A 13,470-nucleotide genomic window follows, 5' to 3' on the forward strand; every position below is an offset into this window, starting at 1 on the left:
GTCAGCGGACAATGTAATTTCCTTGACCTGCTTTCCTTACATTAAAAATACGTCAATTTAATTCTGATTTAGTATAAGCACTCGTGGATAATTTATTCATTTTCAATGCTTGTATAGCCCATACACTTATAAAAGACATGATTAATAATACTATTGATATATTGAGAATTGGCATTGACAAAGGCATCATTTTAGAAAATGCATCTAAGCGTGATTCATGGCTGGAGTAATTTTGATATACGAATAGCCAAAGTCCATGGTAATAAATATTTGCCAATAGGGAAAATATGGAAATAATCCATTTAGTATTCATATCAGTTTATGGAGTTTGTTGTTCCCGACATTGCAATAAATTGAGCGAACCACCGCCTCGGTTTAAAGGCAAATCATAACGTTAAAGTAATACACAAATGTATACTCTATTTCGTTATTGATAATCCAAATGAGCTTCTGACTTCTTTGAAATTCAATTATTTACAATTTTCAAACCCGCTTCGTCCATTACTATTCATAAATAAGTTATGTTCCTATCGCTCCTTTTCAATACTCCAAACCTGATATATCACGTTCATCTTCGAACAAGCCACCTGCATTAAAAGTCTGAAAATTAAATACAACAATCCCATTGACAGAATATTTGAAAAGCGTTAGTTATCAAATAAAATTTGCATACCATAGCGTTCTCTGACTTTTTCAGACTGGGTTAATCAAGTCCTTTCCAGATTCCCGGAGTGGCCAGCTCTACAAGGTGATTACCCGGATCGCGGAAATAAATGCTTCGTCCTTCATTGAATTCCACAGTACTTTCGGTTTCGATATGATGGTTGGCAAGCCTGGTAAGCCAGTCGTCATAGGAGTCAGAACTAATGGAAAAGGCAATATGAACCGGACCGGATCCGTCGTGCGGGGGAATAATACCGCCACCAGGCAATGTAATAGGAGACAATGAACTTTCTTTCTTAAACAGAAGAAGCACTTGTTTGTCAGCAATGTTCAAAGCAATGAGTCGTTCGTTTTGAATCAAAGTTTCAAAGTCGAACAAGTTCTTGTAAAAACTGGCTGCCTCTTCAATATCATCAAAGTATAATGCAGATTCGAGGATACCGTTAACTTTCATATTCATTTTGTTAATGATCGTGTTAATTCCATAATTAAAACAGCATACCCTGCCACTAAAAGTTCATTTTGGCAGTAATAAAAAGTGAATGACTGTAGCATTTGTAGTGGTTTTTGTAATCTGACTAAATCTAACGACCTGAAAACATGCTTTATAACTATATCAAAATTGCATTCAGAAATCTCCGCTCCGGCGGATGGTATTCGGCACTCAATATAGGAGGTTTGGCTGTGGTTTTGGCAGTGAGTCTACTGCTATCCTGGTGGGTCAGAGATGAGTTGAGTTTTGACCGTTTTCACCAGGAAGCCAAACGTGTCTATCAGCTCAATACTCATTTTGGAAAAGGAGAGGAAGAAATGACTTTGACTTCATCACCCGGCCCCATTGGCCATTTAGCAGTGCAACGGCTTCCGGAGATAGAAAGTGTAGTACGATTGGGCTACTTCCCTTCCGGAACATTTCTGGTAAACGGACAGACATTCGCAGAAAAAGATAATCTGACTTATGCCGATAGCAGTTTCCTTGATATCTTCAATGGTTTCAGGATGATACATGGGAATGCAGACAACCCGTTTACCTCCCCAAATTCAGTTGTACTTACGGAAAAGCTGGCACTCAAATTTTTTGGAACTACTGATGTCGTAGGCAAATCATTTGTGCAGGTTGAAACCAATGAAAGGTTTTCAGTCAGTGGCGTACTTGCCGAGGCACCTGATAATTCATCCTTCCGCTACAACATGTATGTCAACATGCAAGTCAGGGGGAAAAAGTTTGCAAGCGAAAAGTCTGCCAACGAGAGCTGGGATAACTATGATTTTTCCACTTATATCAAACTTCAGCCAAAAACTGATCCTGAAGCTGTAGGAACAAAGCTGACAGCTATCCAGACTGATCTTTTGAAAAATAAAGAGAATGCACCGGACTATCTGCTGCAGCCACTTGTCGATATACATTTGCAGTCGGTGGAGGGCAACGAAGGTGCTATGCAACAGGTAAAAATTCTGGGAATAGTTGCGCTGCTTTTAATTAGTATCGGTTGTATCAATTATGTGAACCTTACCACAGCCAGAGCCACCAGACGAAACCGCGAAGTCGGCGTCAGAAAGGTAGTGGGAGCTCAAACTACTCAGTTGGCCGGACAACTGCTGGTAGAATCGGCCATGACACTCGGACTGGCCCTGCTGATCGCTCTTTCTCTTGTGTATCTCTTACTTCCTTTTTATTCAGAAATTACCGGTAAGGCAGGCCGGTTTTCTTTGACAGATCCCCATGCCTGGCAGCTCCTGGCGGGAACACTGCTTTTTTGCTTTGTAATGGCTGGAATTTATCCTGCAGTGTTGGTTTCTAAATTCAACCCCATACTAATGCTCCGCGGACAATCCAACCATTCGGGTGGCGCGGGTTTACGTAAAACACTGGTTGTTGTCCAGTTTACCTTGGCTACAATCTTAATCGGCGGAACATTCGTCATCGGTAATCAGCTTCGGTTTATTCGGGAGCGCAATCCGGGTTTTAACAGAGAACATGTATTTACTTTCAATGGAAAGGAGTTTCCCCCTCAATTCAGGCAAGCTCTGGCAGCGGAAACGAGTATCAGCGCAATAAGCACATCCACAGACAGTCCCGTTAACGTATCCAGCGGCACCACCATGGTAGACTGGGACGGAAAGGACAAGAACCGTACACTGATCATGGCACAAATGGGCATTGATAAGGACTTCATTCCCAACTTTGGTATACAACTGGTCGCAGGGAAAAATTTTGATGGAAGTAAAGCGGATGAAACGCATTTCATTCTGAATGAGACTGCTGTGAAACAGGCAGGAATCAAAGATCCCGTCGGAAAGCGGTTCCGGCATGAAGGTGTGGAAGGCGTTATTACAGGAGTCGTTAAGGATTTCAGTATCACTTCTATACGTATGCCGATCTGGCCTTTAGTACTGTTTTCCCGCCCTGAAAATAATCATGTGGTACATATACATACCACCGGCCAATCCGCATCAGGTGCAATTGCTAAGGCAGAAAAGCTATGGAAACAATATATGCCACAGTATCCTTTTGAATATCAGTTTCTTGACGAAGAATACAACCGCCTCTACAAAGCAGAACAACAAACCGGCCAGCTATTTAATTTTTTCGCAGGTGTGGCCATCCTTATTTCATCGCTTGGCCTACTCGGACTTGCTTCTTTTACAGCGGAGCAACGTACCAAAGAAATAGGAATCAGAAAAGTGCTGGGTGCAACCGTACCGGACATTACCGTATTGCTTTCCCGGGATTTCATAAAGCTGGTTTTGATCGCTATTGTGATTGCTACGCCGGTCAACTGGTTTGCTATTCGCCACTGGTTACAGGGATTTGCATATAAAGTAGACGTCGCATGGTGGACCCTGATTTTGTCGGGAATGCTATCAGTCGTTGTCGCGTTGCTCACCATCAGTTTTCAGAGCATAAAGGCGGCCCTTGCCAATCCTGTAAAAAGTTTAAAAGCTGATTAGTTCTTCAGCAAATGGAATCTGTTTCGCAACAAATAATCGGCCAGTAACAGGATGCCCAGAGCACTCAGGGAAGCGGTATATACCGATGGCATAGCTAAAATCCCGGTAGCAACGGATGTGAAAAATCGATCCGTTGCAGTCACAGCTACGGTCGTTTCGAGTGAGCCGGTCTCATGATAAAAAAAGATTCCCGTCAGACAAATGATTGCCGCACAAGCTGCCGAGAGGATATACCATATCCGACTGCTTATGATAGGTTTCGCAACAGATACAGGCGGAAGCACTACTTGTTGGACCTCTGCCTGGGACATTACGCGAAGCAAAAAATCATGACCTGGTTTTTCAATCACACCACTATGCTGCAGCAAAGATTGCAGGGCGGGATTCAAAACCGTTTCTTCCTGATTTGTAGTCCGAACTCCGGACATAACAATCCGGGTAAAGTCTGGTGAAGGTATTTCCGCGCCAGCTTCCTGAATCAATTTTCTGAATTTATCCTCGTTTTCCTGTTCCATTTCTGCTCAGTCAGTTCTTTAACTCTCACAATAAAAACTGTAACTCCTTCTCCAGTATTTTTCTGGCACGAAACAATTTCACTTTAATATTCGACTCGGACATCCCCGTAATTTCCTCAATTTCTTTAACCGTATTCTCATTCAGATAAAACAGGGTGATCAGTAATGACTCCGACTCAGGTAACTTCCCGATTGCTTTTCTTACAAAAACCGACCTTTCGGTATGCTGTAACTGATCAAGTTGCGAGTCAGAATAATCATAAATGTAATCTTCATTCAAGTCTTCATCGATTGAATATGTCAGAATCCTGTTCCGGTTAAGTTTGGATATCGAGGTTCTGTAAACAATTGTATACAACCACGTCGAAAACTTAGCTGCTCCCTGAAATGAATAAAGCTGCTGATAAGCCTTGATGAAACTCTCCTGCGCAGCATCCTCGGCATCTTCAGCACTTTTCAGAATCTTCAGTGCGATCGTATACGCCATGTCTTTATACCGGTTCACCAGAAATGAATAGGAAGACGGGTCTCCGTTTTTGACGTTCTCGATCCAGACCTGTTCTTCCGATTGTTTCATGCTGAGTGGTTAGCCCCGTAAAGCTTGGTTTTACAAAAATGCAAATCAAATCTGTTATCCGACTGCTCAGGTTAGACATCTATTTCAAAAAACAGGTTACAACATTTCTCACATTTTTTATTTTTTCATTTTTTTCAAAAAAACTGTAACCTGATTCCCGAAACGAAGGTCATATGGCTGAAATTAAAATTCAAACCAATGGAACACATCAAACATATCATCATCACAGTTACAGCAATAGGTTCAGTTTTTGGCGTATTATATGTATTGATGATGACCCGCTATCGCGAACGTATGGCTATGATCGAAAGAAATGTAGACGCCTCACTATTCACAAGCAAAGGATCTATCTCCCCCACCCTGAAATTCGGTATGCTGCTTGTTGGCGTTGCTTTGGGAATTCTGATGGGCAATGTGCTGCACGACCATTACAGTCTAAGCAGAGGGACTTCATTTTCTTCCATGACGCTTCTTTTTGGAGGTATAAGCCTCATTATCAATTTTGTAATCGAGCGAAGACTCGACCGTAAGTCAGAAGAATGAAATGGCTCACAGAAACAGTTCATAGTATTTTACCTAAAAAAAATTTAGCATAGTACCTTGCATTACAAAGTACCTTTCTATATATTTGATAAGAAAATTAAAATAGACATTAGCCATGAACTGAAATCGTTAATCACCGGCCGGTAAAACTTTTCTGTTCTTCATTTCCAGCATTGCCCGAAAGAGAGAAAATCCTCTTACAGGTATCGTATTGCCTATTTGCATCTATTAGCCATCGAACCATGAGATTCGTAACCATGAAAAAAAATGAAGACATCTATGCTCCTTGCACAGCTGATGCTGCTCTTGCTGGCGTTGCTTGCATTCCAGAAAAAAGCTATAGGACAAAACCAAAACTACCGGATTTCAGGTAGTGTTTCCGACTCTGTTTCGGGTAAGTACCTTGATTTCATCACAATCAATCTGATGACAGATAGGAATACAGTTATAAAAGCGGATTATACCAAAACCGACGGCAGCTTTCTGTTTTCCGGCCTGAAACCATTGCCATATGAAGTGGTCATTGTCGGTGTAGGTTACAAGAAAAAAGTCGTGAAAGCTGATCTCTCAAAAAGTACTGAACTCGCCCTGGGAAATATTCAGATGACATCCGAGACAGTGGGTTTGAAGGAAGTGACAGTCAGCGGTACAAAACAGGTTATCAAACAGGAAATTGACCGTATTTCCTACGACTTACAGGCAGATCCGGAAAGTAAAGTTTTCAGCGTATTGGATATGATGCGCAAAGTTCCGTATCTGTCATTGGACGCCGACAACAATATCTACCTGAAAGGCAATGCAGATTTCAAAATTCTGATCAATGGCAAACCTTCCAGTATGGTAGAACGCAGTTACAAGGACATTCTGCGCAGTATGCCGGCATCATCCATCGAGCGCATTGAAGTGATTACTACTCCGCCAGCTAAATACGATGCAGAAGGACTGGCAGGAATTATCAATATCATTACAAGTAAAAAAGTGGATAATGGCATCAACGGCTCAGTCAATATCAATGAACGCTTCCCATTTGGCGGCCCTGGTGTAGGTGGGTCTGTTTCGGCAAGACTGGGAAAATGGGGAATGACCGCCATGGCTGGTGGAAGTGTTTACAATATACCCGAGACTTATAATACCGTCACCAGGATTACAAACAGCAGTACGCCCACCAACCTTTGGCAAAATTCCTATAATATTTCAAAAAGCCGGAGCGGATACATAGGCTACGAAGTCAGCTATGAAGTGGATACACTTAATCTTATCTCGGGTCAGATCAATTTCAATGGCAGTAAGTCCAGTGGGACAAATGCACAGTGGTCCGTGCTGAACGGATCCGGCGAAATATTACAACAATACGGACTGGATAACCGCAACTCAGGAAATGGTACGGGTATGGACGCAGCACTGAATTATCAAAAAGGTTTCAAAGCAGATAAAAACCGCCTGCTTACTTTCTCCTACCGGTTTTTCAGATTCGACAATAATCAGGATGCCGACCTGGCTATCTCGGAACGTATCAACTATCCTCTGCCCGACTACCGACAGCTGAACGATCAGAGTTTTTCAGAACAAACGATCCAGGTAGATTATGTATATCCCTACAAAAAACTGAATATAGAGGCAGGTTTAAAAGCCATTATCCGCGATAACAAGAGTGACTTTCAATACCGGCAATTCACTGAAAATTCTTCAGATTTTGAAGTAGTACCCGGCCTGAGTAACAAATTTGCCAACATGCAAAATGTATACGGTGTCTATAATACCTACCAATACAATCTCAAAAGTTGGGGTTTCAAGGCAGGTGCCCGTCTGGAACAAACAACGATGAATGCAGATTTCATTTCTACGGAATCTACCATGAAACAGAACTACCTTAATGTGATTCCTTCGGTTTCGATCAGCAAGAAATTTAAAAAGCATAATAGTGGCATGAACCTTGGCTACTCGCAACGTATCCAGCGACCGGGTATTTATCAGCTTAACCCTTTTGTAGATAGATCCAATCCAAATTTCGAGCGTACCGGAAACCCGAACTTGCGCCCCGCACTCGTGCACGACTTTCAGATAGGCTACAACCGGGCAGCCAAAGGATCACTTAATTTCAGCGGGGGAGGAATCTTTTTTACGGACCTCATTTTTCCCGTATCGGTATATGATCCTGTAACAAATATCAACCGGATCAGTTTTGACAACACCGGAACCGCCCGACTTTTCATGGCCAACCTGAGCTGGAATTATCCTTTCACCAAACGTTGGAATATGAACGTTAATGCAAGAGCCGCTCATGGAAAAGTACATGGAACCGTAAATATGCAACCAGTTACCAATCAGGGTATAATGGTACAAACGAACGTATCCAGCGGGTATCGCTTCGAAAAAAACTGGAGGATTAATGCAAACCTCAATTATACCGGCCCCAGCATCAACTTGCAGGGAAGCTCAAACTCTTACTTATTTAGTTCGTTGAGTGTCAGCAAGGATGTTGTAAAAGATAAACTTTCCTTATCCGCATCAGTCAATAATCCGTTTACCAAATTCCGCCAGAATTACCGCTACACTTCCGGACCTGACTTCGAGCAAACAGATTACCGCAGAGAATATTTCAGATCGTTCAACGTCAGCGCTAATTACAAATTTGGTAAGCTGAAAGACGCCATCAAGAAAAATAAACGGGGAATCAGAAACGATGATGTTCAGAATTAGTAAGTACTAACAAAAACCCATCAATAAATTTACCCGGAGCACCATCTCAGGTAACAGGCAGCTTACAACCGCAAAGCGGATAAGCTGCCTTTGCAATTTTTACTTCACTCACATAAAGAGTACCTTTGCATTTATTAAAGGCTAAATCCCTTTCACAATGCAACAAACACTACAATTTGTTCTGGCGCCTGAGATCGCGCTGGATGAGGAAAATTTCCGCCGTTTTATTATCAAAAAGCTGAACCTGCGCGAAGGTGACAATCCTGTTATCCGTAGAACGAGGCAATCGATTGACGCCCGCAGCAAGCAGGTTAAAGTGAATATACAGGCTGAAGTCTATGTAAATGAAACTCCTCCTTCACTCATTAGTTTATCTACCGACTATCCCGATGTAAGTCAGCGTCCGCAGGCTATTGTGGTAGGTTGTGGCCCTGCCGGAATGTTTGCAGCACTTCGGCTTATTGAGCTGGGTATCAAACCGGTTTTATTCGAAAGAGGAAAAGACGTTCGTACAAGGCGCCGCGATCTGGCAGCTATTAATAAAGAGCATGTTGTCAATCCGGAGTCTAACTACTGCTTCGGGGAAGGCGGAGCCGGTACCTATTCTGACGGAAAGCTATACACAAGATCGAACAAACGCGGCGATATTCGCAGAGTACTTGAAATCTTTGTCGGACATGGCGCGAGCGAGCAGATCCTGATTGATACCCATCCTCACATCGGCACTAATAAACTTCCACTTGTGGTAGCTGCTATGCGTGAAAGCATTCTGAAAGCAGGCGGTGAAATTCATTTTGACACCAAAGTAACGGATCTGATTGTTGAGCAAAATATGCTGAAAGGTGTCGTTACTGATGACAAAACTGAGCATATTGGCATAGGTGCAATCCTGGCAACAGGTCATTCTGCCAGAGATATTTATGAGTTGCTAGACAAGAAAAAAATATTGATCGAGAACAAGTCCTTCGCGATGGGAGTGCGTATAGAACACCCGCAACGCGTCATCGATCAGATACAATACCACTGCGAAACGGATCGCGGCTCCTACCTGCCCGCCGCATCTTATAGTCTGGTAACACAAACAAGATTCAACGGCGTACAGCGTGGCGTTTTCTCATTTTGTATGTGCCCTGGTGGATTCATTGTTCCGGCAGCTACAGCTCCGGGCGAGTTGGTTGTAAACGGTATGTCTCCTTCACGCCGCGATTCTCCTTATGCAAACTCTGGCATTGTCGTAGCTGTTGAAGATGTTGATATTGAACCATATAAAGAGTTTGGAGCATTGGCAGGACTCGAATTTCAGAAAGAAATAGAAAAGAAAGCCTGTGAACTGGCCGGAGCTACACAAACTGCGCCAGCTCAACTGGTCACCGATTTTGTGAGAATGAAAAACTCGGGACAACTAAGAGAAACTTCTTATCAACCCGGTCTGCAGGCTGTGGATCTTTATGAAGTGCTGCCTGACAACATTGCTTTGCCATTAAGGAGTGGACTTTCAGATTTTGGAAGAAAAATGAAAGGTTATCTTTCTGAAGAAGCGCAGCTGATTGGCGTAGAAAGCCGTACTTCTTCCCCTGTTCGTATTCCCCGGGACCGCGAATCGTGTGAACACCCTGTCATTAAAGGACTTTTCCCTTGTGGTGAAGGTGCAGGTTATGCAGGGGGCATTATGTCCGCAGCTATGGATGGAGAAAGGTGTGCAGAGCAACTTGCAAAGTTATATACCAAGGTCTGACAGATAGAGATATCCGTCGGGAATTTCACTGAAAGTATCAACAAAACTTCCAGTTGTGATACCTTTAATATCAGATCAAAAAGTAGTATATTTGCATTTAGCAGTGTAAATTATAACCCGAAGCATAATGAGATGGCGCGGAGAAAAGCGCTATGAGGAAGACAATCTATTGTATCACCTTTAAAGGAACCATTTATGGCGTCAGCAGGAGCATTTTCTTTATTTACCACACAATTGGTTAATAATCTGAAATATCCGCTGCCCGGTGAGTCTGCTCACCAGGTAATGCAGGCGACGTCCAAAATGAGGTTGAGTTTCAAGCCCAATCTGCGTACCCGGAAAAGCGCTGTTTTGATATTGTTTTATCCATATCAGGGAGAAATTTACTTTCCGTTGATACTCCGCCCGGCTTACGATGGTGTACACTCCGGGCAGGTCGCATTTCCCGGAGGCCGGTATGAGCTGACGGACGAAAATCTGATACGCACAGCTTTGCGGGAGGCTCAGGAAGAAGTGGGGCTCAGGCTTACTGACGTGAGTATTCTGGGTTGCCTGACCGAATTGTTTATTCCGCCCAGTAACTTTTATGTACTGCCCGTGATCGCTTCCATTCCTTATCGTCCCGACTACTTTCCGGATCCGAGAGAAGTCGAAGATGTGTTTGAAGTAAAGCTTTCTGAAATTACAGATGAAAGCATTGTAGGAGCCAGCTATCTGCAGATTCGCGGCGAGCAGGTTTACGCTCCTCATTACGACGTGCACGGATACAAAATATGGGGTGCCACCGCGATGATGATCAGTGAACTTCTGGCCGTCATCAACAGTACGGACGAGGGGGCTCAAAAGTAGAAATAACCGCTTTATTTGCTATATTAGCGATATTAATGAATATAATCTTAATGGAGTGCAACCAACAGATCCACCTTTTGCCAATCCGTTGAACCTTCTGCAAAGCCGGCAAGAAACTGAATTATAATTTAAGATTTAAACCCTGTTTGTTCCTTTATTTATGGACGAAAACGGATCTGCACCTGAAGCAGAAGACAGCGAACTTCATGAAAAATTGCCCATTTCGGGTTTGTACGAAAGTTGGTTTCTCGATTATGCATCCTATGTAATTCTGGAACGTGCCGTTCCCGCTATCGAAGACGGATTGAAGCCCGTTCAGAGGCGGATCATGCATGCATTGAATGAAATGGACGACGGTCGCTTCAACAAAGTAGCCAACGTGGTAGGATCTTCTATGCAGTATCACCCGCATGGAGATGCTTCCATCTATGATGCAATTGTCAATATCGGACAAAAGGAATTGCTTTTTGATACCCAGGGAAACTGGGGGGACATCCGTACCGGTGACGGTGCTGCTGCAGGCCGTTATATTGAGGTAAGATTATCCAAATTTTCAAAAGAAATTGTTTTCAATGACAGCACCACCGAATGGCAGCTGTCGTATGATGGACGTAAACGAGAACCGGTTACTCTACCTGTTAAATTCCCGCTTTTACTTTCGCTGGGTGTTGAAGGTATTGCAGTAGGACTTTCTACCAAAATCCTTCCTCATAACTTCTGCGAGCTGATTGAAGCCTCTATCGGAATCCTACAGGGAAAAGAAGTAACGATTTATCCTGATTTCCTCACAGGTGGGCACATCGATATATCCAACTATAATGATGGGCATCGTGGTGGGAAAGTGAGGGTTCGCGCGAAGATTGAAGAAGAGGATAAAAAGATGCTTGTAATCCGGGATATTCCTTTTGGAACCACTACTTCTTCCCTGATCGACTCTATCGTAAAAGCAAACGACGGAGGTAAAATCAAAATCAAAAAAGTGGTGGATAATACCGCTGCTGATGTTGAGATACAGGTTCACCTTGCTCCCGGAGTTTCGCCAGATATTACAATGGACGCGCTTTATGCGTTTACAGAGTGTGAAGTATCTATCTCTCCGAACGCCTGTATCATCATTGCCGACAAACCGCATTTCGTTGGCGTTACAGAAATTCTAAAATACAATACCCAACAAACGGTGGGTTTATTACAGCGTGAGCTTGAAATCAAAAGACTCGCATTGCTGGAAAAAATCCTGTACGGTTCTCTGGAAAAAATATTCATTGAAAACCGTATCTACCGCGATATTGAGGAGTGTGAAACGTTTGAGGCGGTAATACGAACCATAGATAAAGGTCTTGATCCTTACAAACCTCAGTTTTACAGAGAGATCACAGACGACGATATTATTGAGCTGACTGAAATCCGGATCAAGCGTATCTCCAAATATGACGGTTACAAGGCAGATGAACTGATGCGTAAATGGCAGGAAGAGCTTGCTGAAACTGAAGACAATCTTGCCAATATCACTCGCTTCGCCATCGATTATTTCCGCGACCTGCTGAAAAAATATGGCAAAGGGCGTGAAAGAAGAACAGAAATCCGCGCATTTAACCAGATCGCCGCCAATATCGTAGCGGCCAACAACCAGAAGCTATATGTGAATCGTGCGGAAGGTTTTGTCGGATACGGTCTGAAAAAGGATGAATACGTGATGGACTGCTCGGATATTGATGACATTATCGTATTCAAAGCGGACGGAAAATGCGTGGTAGTAAAAGCGCAGGACAAAATCTTCGTAGGGAAGGACATTATTCACTGTGCCGTGTTTGTCAAAAATGATGAACGTAAAGTGTACAACCTGATTTATGTTGATGGAAAAACAGGCGTTTCTTACATCAAACGTTTTCAGATTACAGCTGTTACCCGCGACAGAGAATATGATCTGACGCAGGGCACACCAAAATCCAAGGTTACGTACTTCACTGCCAACGATAACGGAGAAGCTGAGATCATTACGGTCAACCTGCAGGCACAAAGCAAAGCAAAGGTGAAACAATTTGATTTCAATTTTGCTGACCTGCTGATCAAGAACCGTAGCGCGATGGGTAATATTCTAACCAAATATCCTGTTCGGAAACTGACGATGAAACAGGCCGGACGCTCAACGCTGGGAGGTGTGGATATGTGGTTTGATCCAATTCTGGGCAGACTGAACAGGGACGAACGCGGAGAATACCTGGGCAATTTCGGTTCGTCGGACAATATACTGGTCGTATATAAAGACGGAACTTACGAGCTTACCAACTTCGACCTCACTAACCACTACGTCACCAACGATGTGGTACTGGTGAAAAAGTTTGATCCGAAAATGGTAATCACCGCGGTATACTACGATGGCGGACAGAAACAGCACTTTATCAAACGTTTTAATATTGAGACTACATCGCTTGACAAGAAATTTCTGTTTATCAGCGATACGAAAAATACCAAACTCCTATTAGCTAGTTCCGATAAACACCCAAGACTGGAAGTGGTGCCACTCAAACCCACAGATGGAGACAAGGCAGGAAAAGAATACCTGATTAGTGAAATGGTGGATGTGCGTGGCTGGAAAGCAATGGGGACTAAGTTACCACATGATAAATTCAAGGATATTCAATGGCTCGAACCTCTGCCTGAACCGGTAGAAGAAGAAGCTCAGCCTGAAGTTGAAAATCCAACAGATGAATCATCAGAATCTGAAGAAAACGACGCAACAGAACCAATCGAAGAGGAATCTGCACCCGTAGCTGAAGATGAACAGGAGACCACCAATGGTTCACAGGAAGAAGACGCTCCGAAAGATGATGTAGCGGCAGACGCTTCAGAAGAACCAAAGCCTGCCAAAGTAAAAAGGGAATCTAAAAAGAAATCGGATCCTGAAAGTCAGCTCGGATTATTTGAATAAAAAACTA

Annotated in this window: 9 protein-coding genes; 6 read left to right on the forward strand and 3 right to left on the reverse strand. The window is 43.2% G+C overall.

Features of this window, described 5'->3' with window-relative positions:
* Positions 1 to 703: 703 nt before the first annotated feature.
* Positions 704 to 1,117, reverse strand: a complete 414-nt coding sequence (locus tag DSL64_RS23440) for a VOC family protein (protein WP_199539483.1) — start codon at positions 1,115 to 1,117, stop codon at positions 704 to 706.
* Between the two features lie 146 nt (positions 1,118 to 1,263).
* On the opposite strand from DSL64_RS23440, the gene DSL64_RS23445 reads away from it, so the two are divergent.
* Positions 1,264 to 3,615: an FtsX-like permease family protein gene (locus DSL64_RS23445; protein WP_115833389.1), complete on the forward strand. Its 2,352-nt coding sequence runs from the start codon at positions 1,264 to 1,266 to the stop codon at positions 3,613 to 3,615.
* Here DSL64_RS23445 and DSL64_RS23450 read toward each other — a convergent pair.
* Both DSL64_RS23450 and DSL64_RS23455 read right to left on the reverse strand, forming a co-directional pair.
* Entirely contained in the window at positions 3,612 to 4,130 is a 519-nt protein-coding gene (locus tag DSL64_RS23450; RefSeq protein WP_115833390.1) for a hypothetical protein, read from the reverse strand. The genes DSL64_RS23445 and DSL64_RS23450 overlap by 4 nt on opposite strands.
* Positions 4,131 to 4,155: 25 nt before the next feature.
* A complete protein-coding gene (locus tag DSL64_RS23455; protein WP_115833391.1) occupies positions 4,156 to 4,707 on the reverse strand; it encodes an RNA polymerase sigma factor in 552 nt (183 codons plus the stop codon).
* 198 nt (positions 4,708 to 4,905) lie between these two features.
* On the opposite strand from DSL64_RS23455, the gene DSL64_RS23460 reads away from it, so the two are divergent.
* The 5 genes from DSL64_RS23460 to DSL64_RS23480 all read left to right on the forward strand — a co-directional run bounded on the left by DSL64_RS23460 (position 4,906) and on the right by DSL64_RS23480 (position 13,463).
* The gene (locus DSL64_RS23460) at positions 4,906 to 5,250 is read left to right on the forward strand and encodes a DUF6249 domain-containing protein (RefSeq protein ID WP_115833392.1); all 345 of its coding nucleotides are present in this window, start codon (positions 4,906 to 4,908) and stop codon (positions 5,248 to 5,250) included.
* Positions 5,251 to 5,517: 267 nt separating this feature from the next.
* A complete protein-coding gene (locus DSL64_RS23465; protein ID WP_115833393.1) occupies positions 5,518 to 7,950 on the forward strand; it encodes a TonB-dependent receptor in 2,433 nt (810 codons plus the stop codon).
* Between the two features lie 157 nt (positions 7,951 to 8,107).
* Positions 8,108 to 9,685: an NAD(P)/FAD-dependent oxidoreductase gene (locus DSL64_RS23470; RefSeq protein WP_115833394.1), complete on the forward strand. Its 1,578-nt coding sequence runs from the start codon at positions 8,108 to 8,110 to the stop codon at positions 9,683 to 9,685.
* Between the two features lie 195 nt (positions 9,686 to 9,880).
* On the forward strand, positions 9,881 to 10,534 hold the full coding sequence (locus DSL64_RS23475; protein WP_115833395.1) for an NUDIX hydrolase: 654 nt from the start codon (positions 9,881 to 9,883) through the stop codon (positions 10,532 to 10,534).
* A gap of 160 nt (positions 10,535 to 10,694) precedes the next feature.
* Positions 10,695 to 13,463 (forward strand): DNA gyrase/topoisomerase IV subunit A, encoded by a 2,769-nt coding sequence (locus DSL64_RS23480; protein ID WP_115833396.1) that lies wholly within the window; start codon positions 10,695 to 10,697, stop codon positions 13,461 to 13,463.
* Positions 13,464 to 13,470: the final 7 nt, after the last annotated feature.

This window comes from Dyadobacter luteus, assembly GCF_003383615.1.
Taxonomy (GTDB): Bacteria; Bacteroidota; Bacteroidia; order Cytophagales; family Spirosomataceae; genus Dyadobacter; species Dyadobacter luteus.